The sequence below is a fragment of the Chryseobacterium sp. genome (genome assembly GCF_041914225.1).
GTDB lineage: Bacteria > Bacteroidota > Bacteroidia > Flavobacteriales > Weeksellaceae > Chryseobacterium.
Window position 1 is genome coordinate 44,871 of the sequence record NZ_JAYSDT010000002.1, and the last position, 12,912, is coordinate 57,782.

The 12,912-nt window shown below is 36.9% G+C and carries 13 protein-coding genes and 1 tRNA gene; 6 read left to right on the forward strand and 8 right to left on the reverse strand.

Annotation, left to right across the window (positions count from 1 at the left end):
* Positions 1–50: 50 nt before the first annotated feature.
* Together ACE3RB_RS01155 and ACE3RB_RS01160 are read right to left on the reverse strand one after the other, a co-directional pair.
* Positions 51–2,342 (reverse strand): glycoside hydrolase family 3 protein, encoded by a 2,292-nt coding sequence (locus ACE3RB_RS01155; protein WP_374462502.1) that lies wholly within the window; start codon positions 2,340–2,342, stop codon positions 51–53.
* A 10-nt stretch (positions 2,343–2,352) separates the two neighbouring features.
* On the reverse strand, positions 2,353–4,578 hold the full coding sequence (locus tag ACE3RB_RS01160; protein WP_374462503.1) for a TonB-dependent receptor: 2,226 nt from the start codon (positions 4,576–4,578) through the stop codon (positions 2,353–2,355).
* A 398-nt stretch (positions 4,579–4,976) separates the two neighbouring features.
* Between ACE3RB_RS01160 and ACE3RB_RS01165 the strand changes: the two genes are divergently transcribed.
* Positions 4,977–5,726 carry an NUDIX domain-containing protein gene (locus tag ACE3RB_RS01165; RefSeq protein WP_374462504.1) on the forward strand — a complete coding sequence of 250 codons (750 nt, stop codon included), beginning with the start codon at positions 4,977–4,979 and terminating at the stop codon, positions 5,724–5,726.
* Positions 5,727–5,820: 94 nt separating this feature from the next.
* Here the strand turns inward: ACE3RB_RS01165 and ACE3RB_RS01170 are convergent, their stop codons facing one another.
* The 4 genes from ACE3RB_RS01170 to ACE3RB_RS01185 all read right to left on the reverse strand — a co-directional run bounded on the left by ACE3RB_RS01170 (position 5,821) and on the right by ACE3RB_RS01185 (position 7,352).
* The gene (locus tag ACE3RB_RS01170) at positions 5,821–6,006 is read right to left on the reverse strand and encodes a hypothetical protein (protein WP_213279291.1); all 186 of its coding nucleotides are present in this window, start codon (positions 6,004–6,006) and stop codon (positions 5,821–5,823) included.
* A 392-nt stretch (positions 6,007–6,398) separates the two neighbouring features.
* Positions 6,399–6,472 (reverse strand) — tRNA-Ala (locus ACE3RB_RS01175).
* A gap of 136 nt (positions 6,473–6,608) precedes the next feature.
* The gene (locus tag ACE3RB_RS01180; RefSeq protein ID WP_374462505.1) at positions 6,609–7,076 is read right to left on the reverse strand and encodes a MaoC family dehydratase; all 468 of its coding nucleotides are present in this window, start codon (positions 7,074–7,076) and stop codon (positions 6,609–6,611) included.
* Between the two features lie 135 nt (positions 7,077–7,211).
* Positions 7,212–7,352 (reverse strand): hypothetical protein, encoded by a 141-nt coding sequence (locus ACE3RB_RS01185; protein WP_374462506.1) that lies wholly within the window; start codon positions 7,350–7,352, stop codon positions 7,212–7,214.
* A gap of 262 nt (positions 7,353–7,614) precedes the next feature.
* Here ACE3RB_RS01185 and ACE3RB_RS01190 point away from each other — a divergent pair, with 262 nt between their 5' ends.
* The 5 genes from ACE3RB_RS01190 (at position 7,615) to ACE3RB_RS01210 (ending at position 10,182) form a co-directional block, all read left to right on the forward strand.
* Positions 7,615–7,935, forward strand: a complete 321-nt coding sequence (locus ACE3RB_RS01190) for a hypothetical protein (protein ID WP_374462507.1) — start codon at positions 7,615–7,617, stop codon at positions 7,933–7,935.
* Complete coding sequence (locus tag ACE3RB_RS01195) at positions 7,925–8,293, forward strand: hypothetical protein (RefSeq protein WP_374462508.1); 369 nt, start codon at positions 7,925–7,927, stop codon at positions 8,291–8,293. The genes ACE3RB_RS01190 and ACE3RB_RS01195 overlap by 11 nt, the downstream gene beginning before the upstream one ends.
* 2 nt (positions 8,294–8,295) lie before the next feature.
* On the forward strand, positions 8,296–8,967 hold the full coding sequence (locus ACE3RB_RS01200; protein WP_374462509.1) for a hypothetical protein: 672 nt from the start codon (positions 8,296–8,298) through the stop codon (positions 8,965–8,967).
* 289 nt (positions 8,968–9,256) lie between these two features.
* Positions 9,257–9,595 carry a hypothetical protein gene (locus ACE3RB_RS01205; RefSeq protein ID WP_374462510.1) on the forward strand — a complete coding sequence of 113 codons (339 nt, stop codon included), beginning with the start codon at positions 9,257–9,259 and terminating at the stop codon, positions 9,593–9,595.
* A 413-nt stretch (positions 9,596–10,008) separates the two neighbouring features.
* Positions 10,009–10,182, forward strand: coding sequence for a hypothetical protein (locus ACE3RB_RS01210; RefSeq protein ID WP_374462511.1), 174 nt, complete (start codon positions 10,009–10,011; stop codon positions 10,180–10,182).
* A 156-nt stretch (positions 10,183–10,338) separates the two neighbouring features.
* On the opposite strand, the gene ACE3RB_RS01215 is transcribed toward ACE3RB_RS01210, so the two are convergent.
* On the reverse strand, positions 10,339–11,325 hold the full coding sequence (locus ACE3RB_RS01215; protein WP_374462512.1) for an alpha/beta hydrolase: 987 nt from the start codon (positions 11,323–11,325) through the stop codon (positions 10,339–10,341).
* A 222-nt stretch (positions 11,326–11,547) separates the two neighbouring features.
* On the reverse strand, positions 11,548–12,909 hold the full coding sequence (locus tag ACE3RB_RS01220) for an aldehyde dehydrogenase family protein (protein ID WP_374462513.1): 1,362 nt from the start codon (positions 12,907–12,909) through the stop codon (positions 11,548–11,550).
* Between the last annotated feature and the right edge of the window lie 3 nt (positions 12,910–12,912).

Genomic DNA, 12,912 nt, shown 5'->3' on the forward strand with positions numbered 1-12,912 from the left:
AATTCAAAATAAAATTCTGAGCCTGTAAAATACAGACCCGGAATCATCAATTACTTTTTATATTTCTCTGTTCTCGCATCTTTAATCACACCGGACCAGTTCATTCCGTATCCGAAATCATAGTTGTGACCTTCGGAATCTTTATGGGTTTCCATATCGTAGGGAACGTCTTCTTTCTGCTTTTCAACAGTTGCCATATTCGCAGGCATCTGAAGCGGAAGTAATCCTGATGGTTCGTATTTTCCGGTTATGATATCTACAACTGCCTGATTGGAAACATTAAAGTTCATCAGAATAGCATCAGCATGCTTTTCAAATTCGTTGAAAACCATCGGTTTTGAAGCCGTTACAGAAACTATTACGGGTTTTCCGTTCATTGCCTTGTACGTGTTTTCAATGGTCAGCAGATCTGTAAAGTTGGTAGCGGTTGAAGTTTTATTTCTGAATGTCCTGTCGTGTACATTCGGGGCTACAACCGGGTCACCTGCTGCAATACTTTTCTCACGGGCTTCAGTTGCTGTATAGGTTTTGTATTGAAGAGAAATCGGAAGATATCCGTTTCCACCTTCTGCAGCATCAATATCGCTGTAACCACCTTCTTCACTGTGCGGACTTTTCACAAAAACCAATGCGAAATCAGCTTTAGCAGGATCTTCGGTTACGTTATAATGTTTTTTGATTTTTTCTAGGTCAACAGGGTAATCCAGAGAAGGAGCCGTGTAAATTCCCCACCAGTTAAAAGTTGCCGGAGAATATCTCTTCGGAATGTAAACCGTTTTTCTTTCTTTGATAGGAAGAATATTGGATTTATTTTTTAACATTACAATGGATTTTACCTGAGCTTCGTACCCTGCTTTCATAAACTCAGGATTACCAACTATTTTTTTGGTTTCTTCAATGTTCACGTATGGATTTTCAAATAATCCTGTTCTGAAGAAATTCCTTAATAAACGAACTGCAGACTGCTCAAATTTTGCACGATAAGCTTTTTCACCATGTTCTTTCACTCCCATCTGATACGCTTCCAGAACAGGTCCTTTATCATTATTTCCTCCGAATTGGTCAACGCCGGCTTCCAGCACTTTGTAGTGCCGTTCGGCAATGGATAATTTCTCAGCACCCCAGGGTTTTCCTGCAAATCCTCCCGGAGTTTTCGGTTCATCAGCAGTAATCAGCCAATCGGTACACACCACACCATCGTATTTGTATTTTCCACGAAGTAAGTCTGTGATCAGGTATTTACTATAGCCGTTTCCGACATTTTCTCCGTTTTTCGTATCCTGATTAAAGCTGATCGTATAATAAGGCATCACTGCTGAAGCTTCTTTGGTTCCTCCGTTTAATTTGAAAGCACCTTCTGTAAAAGGTTTTACGTGGTTCTGGAAGTTATTCCCCGGATACACCGCGAATTTTCCCATTGCCCAGTGTCCATCACGGCCGCCTTCTTCAGGTCCGCCTCCCGGCCAGTGTTTTACCATAGCATTTACACTTTTGTTACCCCATCCGTTTTTACTTCCGATGGTTGTCTGGAAACCGTCAATATAACCTCTTCCTAAATCTGCAGTCAGTTCCGGACTTTCAGAAAAAACGTAAGCGATTCTGTACCAGCGAGGCTCTGTCCCCAGGTCAATTTGAGGCGATAAAGCAGTTGAAATTCCTAATGCTCTGTATTCCTGAGCTGCGATGTTCCCAAATTTCCTAACCAGTTCCGGATCGAAAGTTGCGCCCATTGCCAGGCCATCCGGCCAAAGTGAAATCTGTCCGCCTGCTCCTTCATTAAACTCAGCCGTTACGGTTGCAGAATGTCTCGGGTCTGTACTGTTATTGGCTGGAATTCCTAATCCTAAGCCTTCGATATAAGCCTGGATATTGTTGCTCCATTGTGCTGCAATTTCGGGAGACTCAACAGTTGTTACCAAAACATGACGCAGGTTATCTTCTTTTAAGAATTTCTTTTGCTGGTCCGTTAAATCTGAGGCTTTTGCCCCGCTTTCTTTATACAGCTTTCCGTTATATTTACCTGCCCGGAAATCGTCTGCAGGCGCAGGAACAGACTGATGGCCGCTGTAAAGCATTAGCCCTGCAATCTGTTCGACCGTCATTTTTGAAGCTAAATCTTTTGCTCTTTCGTCAACGGGAAGTCTCCAGTCTTCGTATTTATCAAGCTTTCCGTTTCTGTTTAAATCTTTGAATTTATTTCCTCCAATCGTAAGAATTTTCACCCCTGAATCTGCAGAATATCCTAAAACAGGACCTTTGGGATTCTTGACCATCTGAATATTCTGTGAAAATGCTGTTACTCCAAAAAATAATGCAGCAATATTTAAAACCGTCCTTCTCATTGTTTATATTTTAGAAATTGAAGTTTACTGATAATTGACCTGTCAATGGCATAATGTACGTTCCTGTCAACAGTTTTCCGTAATATGGACTTGCATCTGTAATCAATTCGGCACCATTGATGGTTCCACTGGCTCCTCTTTGGTTCAGGAAGTTGATCACTGTCGCACCGATGTTGATGTTTTTGTTTACAGTATAGCTTACTCCCCCGAAGGTTTCCCATCTTGGTGCAAAGTATAGTGCATTGGTAAGATTCGCATATTGTTTGGAGAAATATCTGAAACTCGCCCAGAACCTCCACTTGTCAATAGAATAACTTGGATCGATTTCCATTAAAACTTTAGCAACCCCTAATACATTGTTGTCATTATAATCATAATTTTTCCCGAAAGCATTGAAATTAAATTTCTTATATACAGGATTCTGAAAAGTAACCAGATAATGTAAATTGAATCCTTTGAATGGTTTTAATACAAAATCCGTAGTCCAGCCCAGTGTCTGAATATCATAATAAACGGTTGTGGTTTGCGCCTGAGAACTATTTGCAGGATTTACCAGATTATATCGGTTAAGGTTGTTATTTTTCTTCAGATAAGTAGCCTGAGAAATCAGCTGAATCCAGTTGGTATTCCAGAAAACTCCAAATGCTCCCAATGGGCTTTTAATTTTATTGGTATTGGGTTCAAAAGCCTGGGAATAACTTTCCAATCTTCTGTTTTCTTCTGTGTACAGGAAGTTGGCTAAAACCCCGAAGTTCTTGGTAATATTATAAGTTGCGTTCAAACTTCCTGCAATCTGGAAGAAACTCTGACTGATGTGATTAAACTGGCCCGGATCTGTAAAGCTAAAGCCAATAGTCCTTGGAGCCAAAGAATACTCTCCGTCAATGATGTGATTTCTCAAATGTAAACCATAACTCAGATTAAAGTTGTCGGTAACTTTCCATTCATCAATACCATACAGTGAGAATTTATTCTCTGTTCCGCTATGGTATTCCCCGCCTGCATTGTAGTTGTAGAAGCCGTCAGAATCAGTATTCGAACCAATCAACCGTTGAGGCTGAGGCTCAACCGTCTGGAAGAAAAAAGTTCGGTTGGAGGTGTATTTGTTGACGTGATAATATTGCTCCAATGCTCCAAATGTCAAATTATGATTTCCTACCTGCTTGTTCAAAGAAAAACGTCCTGCAACACTGGTAATCGGGGTTTCCGGTGTATACATTCCCAGAATAGTTCCTACCTGCCCAGAATAAGCCTGGCCGTTGGAAGCCAAAGTATATCCTGCTGAAGAATCTGCATTGAAAATACTTAAAGGAATCATATTGGACATTTTCACTTTTGAAAAATGTGCTCTTGTTGAGAATTTGAAATTCCATCCATTGTTCAAAAGATAGTTACCAAAAATATCAATGTTATGAGACTTCGACCTGTTATCATTTCCACTCATGGAAGCCCAATAATAATTTCCTGTAAGAATATCTTTGACCTTCATCTGTCCGTCTCTTACTACATAGGAATCTCTGCCAATTTTGAAATTATCAAGCTCTGTTACTTTTCCGTTTTCCCCATATTGGAAAACAGCATAATTGGTTATGCTATATGAATCTGCATATTTGTAAAGCGCAGTAATCTGTCCTTTGTTGTCGTTAAAATACTTAGTGACCCCTGCCCTGAAAATTTTTGTTTCATCAGCATTTCTTGCAAATCCTAATTTATAGGTGCTCGGATCATAGTTGGCAAAAGCTCCTGCTGTATACGTCCAGCCATTTTTGGAAATAGGCCCTGAAACATTGGCATCGGCCTGTAACCAGCCAAAATTACTCGTTGTAAATTTACCTTTGATCTTAAGGTCTTTAGTTCCTGTCTGCGAATATGAATTGACTGCAAAACCAAGATCTCCCATCGTATTGGCCAACTGGTCCATTTTTAAAAGTCCTGTTTTTTCCAGTCCCACACTTTGCCTCCATGTTTTATTGGGCAGTTCGGGCCAGAAAAAATAAACAACCGGAAGGTCATTTTCGAGAATTGTAATTCCTCCAACGGTAGAAGGAAGACCAATATTGACATCGCGGGGGCTGGTATTATTGGCAGCATTGAGCATCACATTCCTGTTATTGTCCTCTTTGGAGGAAGTTATCGCTTTTTTCTTTAAAGTTAAGCTGTCGGTTTGCTGTCCAAATACTGCTCCACAAGAAAACATAAGCAGCAGGGTGGAAATTCGGAGTCTTGAGTTTTTCATAATTATCAATTAATCTGTTTTTTGTTTGGATTGTGTAATGAAATGTTGAATTTCAGATGGGTAACTAATTTTAAATTAAACAAATAGCGAACAGGATTTTATCCGTATAATTTTTGATATTCCTTATTGTTTTTTAGTTGCTTCATAATGAAGCGACTAAATATTACATTCTTTTTTTGATACAGCCAAATGAATGTTAAAAAAATATTAACACAATCATAAACATTTGATTTACAATTAATTAAATTCGACTAATTTTAAATAAAATGATAAAAAGATCATTTATTTGCCCGGAATTGTAAACTATATGTTACCAAAAAGCAATGCTAAAAAGCCTGAATGTTTGCACCTTCCTTAATATCACCTTAACTTTGTTCTGCACGAACAATTAAATAAATATGAACCCTCATAAACAGATCTTAGAAAAATCAGCAGAAGCCTATCAGTTATACCTTCCCCATATTTCTATCGATACTGTCATCTTCGGATTCAGTGAAAACGAGCTTAAGGTCCTGGCTATAAAGATGAAATTTAACAAGCAATGGTTTCTACCGGGCGGCTACCTTAAAAAAGAAGAAAATATTGATGATGCTGCAGTAAGAATTCTAAGCGAACGGGCCGGTGTAACGGATATATTTCTGGAAGAGTTTTCCGTTTTTGGGAAGAATGGCCGGAGTGAGGAAGTTTTCAGTGATTATGATGACAGCCTGTGGCATAAACAAAGGTTTATTTCCATCGGTTATTATGCATTGGTAAACTATCATGATGTTTCTCCAAAAGCAGACGAACTGAGTGAAGAATTTGAATGGCTCGACGTTAATAATCTTGATCATTACCAGATCACTATGGACCATAAACAGATTATTTTAAAAGCTCTGCTGACACTCAGGGAACGAATCACCTACAAACCAATCGGCTATAATTTGCTGCCTGAAAAGTTTACGATGACAGAATTGCAGCGATTGTATGAAACGATATTAGGCAGAAGTCTGAACAGGGGTAATTTCTACAGGAAAATAAAAAACCTGGGAATTCTAACCAAGCTAGATGAACAAAGAAAAGGAGGTGCACATAAAGCACAGGATGTCTATTCCTTTAATCAGGAAAATTACGAAAAGGCACTTGAAAATGGAGTGAACAGCTGGTAACGGTGAGAAAGTTATGTGAATATTATAACACAATATAAAATCATCACCAAAAGTTTTCCTGGCTTGCAATCCTATTTCGTGTTTTTAAATCAGCTTATGCTTCGTCTTTGGTATTTTTGACAAGCCCTATCCCGGAAAAGAAGAATATAAGTCCGAGAACACCTATAACGCCTAATGTTGTATAGGCAGAACTTTTATTGATGAGTTCATATCCGGTATAAATTAACCCAGCAATTCCCAGGATAGTCAGTATGGTTCCAAATGTTCGTTTAACGTTCATAGCAGTAATTTTTTTATTGTTAAAAATTTAGTTTTAAAATTTGTTTTATATCATTCCATCAGAAAACTGATCTAATGTCTTTTTTAAATTGATTCCTTTCCAATACGGATTTGAAATATCCTTTTTGCTATAGTTTTGTCTCTCTGAATGTATTAATTAACACTTTACTTGTAAAAAATTGCAAAAACCAAGCCGTTTAGTGAAAAATATCACTTCATTGTGCTATAGGTTATGAATAAAAAAATAACGATAAAGATTTTGCCAACTTAATTTAGAGCAATTATAAAAAAATTGCGATAATCGCAAAAAATGCAAAAGAGCTGTAATTAATTAAATTACAGCTCTTTAAAAGATTTTTAAGCGTTTTTGAAAATTTTACCTTTTACGCTCTGTGGAGAATACGGGATTCGAACCCGTGACCTTTTGACTGCCAGTCAAACGCGCTAGCCAACTGCGCCAATCCCCCGAATTATTTAAGCGGTACAAAAGTAAGTATTTAATTGAAATCTGCAAATATTTATAACTTTTTATTGAGTAAAAATATGAGATAAATGATGATAAATAATAAAAAAGGGTCTATTTCTCGCTGACTGGTCTCTTGATTAATAAGAATTATTAAAATGATAAAGAAATAAAACATCCCCCACATACGCAGGTTTTGCCTCACCTTCGATAATTAATTTTGCCTCAACAATCACTTTTACAGTTCCCCTCAGGTTACAGATAGATTTTGCATAGGCTTGCAGCTGTACACGGTTGTTTACAAGAACAGGCTGCCCGAATCTGAAATTTTCGATGCCATAATTAATCTCCATTTTTACATTTCTGACATCCGCTATCTGCTTCCATAAATAGGGTATAAGTGACAGAGTCAGATATCCGTGGGCAATTGTTGACTTAAAGGGACAGTCTTTTTTTGCCTTCTCCTGGTCAATATGAATCCATTGATGATCCAAAGTTGCATCAGCAAATTTATTAATCTGCTCCTGATCAATTGTATGCCAGTCCGATACACCGATTAGCTTTTCTTCAAATGCTTTATACTCTTCAAAACTATTGATAATGACCATAGAAATGTTTGTTTATAATACTGAAAATCATGTTCAAACATCTGGCCAAAATCTGTTACGGTGTGGTACCTGTTTAAATTTTCATACTAATAGATAATAATGTAAGAGGATCTGGCTTAGATAGTATAAAACTTATTATGTATTATGAAAAAAGTAATTATTAGTATCTTCAAGGACTTCAAAATTAAACTCCCCTCCTTCAGTTTGATAAAGATCAATAGTAACACCAGGCATTTTTGTTCCTTTCATTACAACTATTTTTCTACAAACACTCATTGTACTTGTTTTTTTATGTATCCTAAATGAAATCATGGTAAGATACACCGTTATAAAGTAAATTCAATCTATGGAATCACAGTCATAGACTAAACTGGTTTAATTATTAATAGAGCTTTTTGATTCCAGTGGATCATTTTAGTCTTAATATTAATTGTAGATTAATAATATTAATAAATTAAAAATATATTATATTTTTTAAAAATTATACATAAATTCACTATATTAATATAAGATTTATTAATCCCTTAAAATACGCCCCATGACTTATAAATTTCTCTATTTTCTGCTGATAATATCATTTGTAGCACCTGCACAAGTTGGAATTAACACCAATACCCCAACACGCAAACTGCATGTGGTAGGTAATATGCGCGTAGGTCTTCTCACTAATAAATCAGAATCTGCACCATATGATCAGATATTGGCTACGGATGCGAATGGAAACATAGATTACCTTAAAAAATCCAGCATGCAGCCTCCATTGGATCCAGGAACATCCAACAAAGAAAGCTATAGTTTGGTTTATAACATGCCTTCTGAAAATGGAGATCCTACCAGAACATTAAAATGTGGTAGGTAAGTTTTTATTTGTTTTTGAAAGTACAAATCAATCGCGGATCAATTTCAGGTTAGCTGAAAATCCGGGAGCAGATGTTAATATTTATATGAGTATGGAACAGAATTTTAATGCCAATGGTTTTCAGTTTTATCAGGGAAAAACAGCAACCGATCCTTCTACTGTTCCCTTTTTATTCACCACCTCCAACTGGAACATCAACCAAGAATTTGCCAGTGCTAATTTAGCAGATTATGAACAGAATATTATGCATTTTCAATACCCGAATGATACAGATTTTTATAGGTTGACTATTTATAAGGTAAAGCAGAATACCGGAACAGATAGTTGGGATTTTGTTGCTTCTTGTGAAAAATTTTAAAGATGAAAATTATATTTTTTTTAGTAATTGGTCTTAATGGTTTTGTATTAGCCCAGGACCAAAAAGTTGGCATAGATACTAATACGCCTACAAGAAAGCTGGATATCAACGGCGATGTTAGGATAAGCTCAACAAATGACGTAACTAATAATGCGTCATATGACAGAATTGTAACCGGAAATAATGCAACAGGTAATATAGACTATATCAATATATCTGCTATTGCACAATCAGAAACAAACAATGTCGAAGTAAAACGGGTGGTCTATAATAGTTCTTTGCCGGATGAGACTAAAGAGTGTAGTTGTGGAGATATTACTTTTCGGATCAATAATCTGGATACTGCTGAAATCAAATTTAACTCCCTCACCACTTTTGTAACAAATGGAAACATTACAAGCTTTAACTTAGGCTATGGAATTAAAAGATGGATAAATAACACATATGGTTTTGTTAATAGAACAATTGCATTTACAGATTCGAATTATTCAACTTATCAGTCATTAGATCCGACCGTATTTACTACAGGGCCTAATTATACGGTCAGAATTTACACCATTGTTCCGCCAAAACAAAATAATTTGTACAGGCTTACCCTATCCCGTATCAGTAATACGAGCACAAATTTCACATATGGTCTTATCTGCGAAAAATTCTATATTCAAACTCTATAATATGAAAACTATCACTATACTTTTTGCTTTAATATCAATTTCCATAAGAGCTTAAGTTGGTATCGGAACCACATCACCCACCAGAGCATTAGATGTTAATGGTGATGTAAGAATAAGGACATTAACAGATAAAAGCACCGATCCTAATTATAATAAAATAATTGTTGCTAATTCCAATGGAGATCTGGACTCCTGGGATAAATCAAGCTTATTAAATACGGTAAAAGATCTTGCTATAGAAAATAAAAAAATTGTTTATTTTTCAAATTCTCCTGTTATAGGCAATGTCATGGATTGTGGCAAGATGCAATTCAGATTTGACAATGGTCCCCTGCCGCAAATGAGATTGGTTACCGCTGCCGATGCTATAATCTATTACACTAAAATTCAAAAAATTAACAGCAACGTTAATAGCTTTATCCTTCCTAACAGCATTACATCAAATCTTACTGCGGCCTATACTGCAGCGAATACATGGTTCACTCTGGATCCAGCTTATTCAAATAACGCTTTAGATGAATTTTACATGACCTATCCAGGTGATACAAACCTTTACAGAGTAACGTTTTTAGCAAGAAATATGGGAGTGAATGAATACTTCTACACGATGCTCTGCGAAAAATTTTAATGAGAAATTGTTTCTTACAGAAGTTTTCCAAAATAAACAGAAAGCAAGCCATCATGAATATGATATGACCTGTCTACAGTTCAAGCTTATACATCCGGTAATATAACATGAACCAAACAAAGTTATTATTAGCCTTAAATCTAAAAGTATTTTTTGCTTTTAAATTAGTCTGGGTTTCTTTTAGTTGTTGACCATTGATTTATCGATGCTGTCTTCCATTTCAATATCAAGGATTAACAGATCAAATTTTTCAGCGCTGAACTTCTTTTTTAGATCAAGATATTTTTTTGCAAAATCAATTGAAACATTATTTTGGTTTTGTTTTCCTCCAAAAAACACTTTGCCTGGTATCTCATAAAAGCGCAGTATTTCTCAGGCAGAGTAAAAATATAACAAGCCTATAAAATTGTTTTATGTTAACAATTTCCAGTAAACTCTACTATAATATAGGTGCAAAAGATAATAGCTGGATTGGAGTAACTCCTGATTTTAAAGCAAAAAATAAAAAATCAGCACTCAATATTGTTACCGGTCTCATAAAAATCTCTGACATTTTAGATCATAAACCTGCCTCAGACTCAACTTAAATATTCTTATCCCGGCTATTATCTGACTTTATGCAGCTATAGCTAATATTAAGGTTCAAAGAAAAAGAACTGTTCTATTTAAAAAGGCGAATGTAATTATTCATTCGCCTTCGAAATATAAGTCTAGAAAATAATATCCGGGAAAAAGTTGAAAAACTAAGCCTTTCCGAACAACGCTTTTTTAAGTGCCAATGCACCCTGTTCAGAAGAAAACTTTATCGCTTCTATATGATCCAGAGGGTTTAATAATCCATAATCATGGATAAATCCGTTATAAGTCTGGATAGTGGTTGGCACACCTGCTTCATCTAATTTTCTGGCATATGCTAATCCTTCATCATAAAGAATATCATTCTCGGCCAACTGTACCAATGCAGGTGGCAATCCTTTTAACTGATCTATAGAAGCACTGAGAGGTGTTGCATAATACTCTTTTCTTTTTTCCAGATCCGGCAGATAATTGTCCCACATCCATTTCATTAATGGTGCGGTCAGGAATCTTCCCTCACCATATTTTTGCCAGGATTCACGTGTAAAATCAGCGTCCGCTACCGGCCACAATAATAATTGGAATTTGATCTCGGGCCCACCTTTATCCTTGGCCATATGACAAAGTACTGCTGTCATATTCCCGCCTACACTGTTTCCGGCAGCCGCCATATTTTTGCCGTCCACACCAATTTCCGCACCATTCTCAGATACCCATTTGGCCGCAGCATAGATCTGATTGATGGCTACCGGGTATTGCGCTTCCGGAGATGGCGTATAGTCCGTAAAAACTGCGGCAGCTCCACTATTCACAACCAGATCTCTAACCAGTCTTCTGTGCGTAGGATAATCACCCAGTACCCAGCCTCCACCGTGGGTAAAGATAAATACCGGAAGCTTTTCTGAGGTTGCGTTTGCAGGTTTGATAATATGAATATTTACAGTAATACCATCCTGTGTAATTTCTCTTTCTGTCTCAATAATGCCGGAGTAATCCACCTCTACTGATTTTTGTGCATCCACTAATACCTGTCTTGCTTCCTCGGGTGTTAAGGTTTCCAGGGGACTTCCTCCACTGTTATTCAATGCATTTAGAAATTCTCTGATCCCGGAAAGGATCTGCGGATCGTTTTCCGCTTTTACGTTTGATGCCATAATTAAAATTTTAATGATTAACTATATTTGATTTATATAAGTCTGAAAATTCTATCATTTATTAAGCCCTTTAACAACAGCTTTTGCCATTTCTTTTGAACTGAATAGGTTTGCCCCGTGATCATGTTCCCGATCAATCTAACCTTTTTCAATTATTTAAAGTTACCAATAAATGGATGCGCATAAGTAACCCAATCAAGGAAAATTGTAACCGGATCTCTGTTACATCATCTTCTTTATCCAGTGCATTTTTTTGTCAGTATAAGGAGGGTATTTCAGATCCGGTTCTCCCCAGGTGGCTTTATCTATAACCGATTTTTGATGAGAAAACGCAAGGAAGCCATATTCGCCGTGATAACTTCCGATACCGGAGTTTCCAATACCGCCAAAAGGAAGGTAATGGTTGGTAATATGCATCAAAGTATCGTTAATGACACCACCACCGAAAGAAACCAGATGAAGAAGCTTCTCTTTCTCTTCTTCATTTTTTGTAAACAGATAGGCCGCTATAGGTTTTTCTCCTGCAATGATCTTTTCCAAAATCTCATCATAATCGGTATAGCCAATGACCGGAAAAACAGGTCCGAAAATTTCCTCCTGCATTACGGCATCATCCCAATTGACATTATCCAAGATCGTAGGTTCAATATATAAAGTTTCTTCATTGGTTCTGCCGCCATAGAAAATTTTATCCTTATCAATCAGCGAAGAAACACGGTCGAAATTTCTTTTGTTGATAATGCTGGTGAAATGCTCCGCACCATCTGAATAGTTGAACTCTTCCAGCTTTTCTTTTATCAGCTGTAATAATTTCGGCTTTACCGGTTCTTCCACCAACAGATAATCGGGGGCAATGCAGGTCTGTCCGCCGTTTAAAAACTTTCCCCAAACCAAACGCTTTGCTGCAACTTCCAAATCGGCTGTTTTAGTAACAATGGCAGGAGATTTCCCACCCAGCTCCAGCACAACAGGAACGAGGTTTTTAGCCGCTGCTTCATATACTATTTTCCCCACTTTCGGGCTTCCGGTAAAGAAAATCTTATCCCAGCGAAGTTGAAGCAGCTCAGTGGTTTCGGGAACACCGCCTTCAGCAACGAATAGATAATCGGACGGAAAATTATTGTTGATTAAATCTGATAACAGGTGCATTGTATTTTCCGGCAGCTCACTGGGTTTCAGTACGCAGGTATTTCCTGCCGCAATAGCTGTAACCATGGGCAGCAATGTGAGTTGCAAAGGATAATTCCATGCCCCAATGACCAGCGTTACCCCCAAGGCGTCATAATAAATATGACTGTTTCCAGGTTGTAGATTCAGTGGTGTTTTTACTTTTTTAGACTTGCTGAGCTTATCAAGATTTTTCAGGAAAAAGTCGATTTCGTTGTAGATGAGATTCAATTCCGTTAAAAAGGTATCGAATTTTCCTTTGCGAAAATCTTTATAAATAGCGTCATACATACTATTCTCATTCTTTTTGAGAATACTTTTCAGCTTTTTCAACGTTTCCTTGCGAAAGGCTATATCTTTTGTCTGATGTGTATTGAAAAATGCTTTTTGTGACCGGAATATTTCATCAAAATCCATTGC

Excerpts from the sequence above, each read along its gene's own strand:
- ACE3RB_RS01155 (WP_374462502.1), bottom strand. The coding sequence starts at position 2,342 with ATGAGAAGGACGGTTTTAAATATTGCTGCATTATTTTTTGGAGTAACA.
- ACE3RB_RS01160 (WP_374462503.1), bottom strand. The coding sequence starts at position 4,578 with ATGAAAAACTCAAGACTCCGAATTTCCACCCTGCTGCTTATGTTTTCT.
- ACE3RB_RS01165 (WP_374462504.1), top strand. The coding sequence starts at position 4,977 with ATGAACCCTCATAAACAGATCTTAGAAAAATCAGCAGAAGCCTATCAG.
- ACE3RB_RS01170 (WP_213279291.1), bottom strand. The coding sequence starts at position 6,006 with ATGAACGTTAAACGAACATTTGGAACCATACTGACTATCCTGGGAATT.
- ACE3RB_RS01180 (WP_374462505.1), bottom strand. The coding sequence starts at position 7,076 with ATGGTCATTATCAATAGTTTTGAAGAGTATAAAGCATTTGAAGAAAAG.
- ACE3RB_RS01185 (WP_374462506.1), bottom strand. The coding sequence starts at position 7,352 with ATGAGTGTTTGTAGAAAAATAGTTGTAATGAAAGGAACAAAAATGCCT.
- ACE3RB_RS01190 (WP_374462507.1), top strand. The coding sequence starts at position 7,615 with ATGACTTATAAATTTCTCTATTTTCTGCTGATAATATCATTTGTAGCA.
- ACE3RB_RS01200 (WP_374462509.1), top strand. The coding sequence starts at position 8,296 with ATGAAAATTATATTTTTTTTAGTAATTGGTCTTAATGGTTTTGTATTA.
- ACE3RB_RS01205 (WP_374462510.1), top strand. The coding sequence starts at position 9,257 with ATGGATTGTGGCAAGATGCAATTCAGATTTGACAATGGTCCCCTGCCG.
- ACE3RB_RS01210 (WP_374462511.1), top strand. The coding sequence starts at position 10,009 with ATGTTAACAATTTCCAGTAAACTCTACTATAATATAGGTGCAAAAGAT.
- ACE3RB_RS01215 (WP_374462512.1), bottom strand. The coding sequence starts at position 11,325 with ATGGCATCAAACGTAAAAGCGGAAAACGATCCGCAGATCCTTTCCGGG.
- ACE3RB_RS01220 (WP_374462513.1), bottom strand. The coding sequence starts at position 12,909 with ATGGATTTTGATGAAATATTCCGGTCACAAAAAGCATTTTTCAATACA.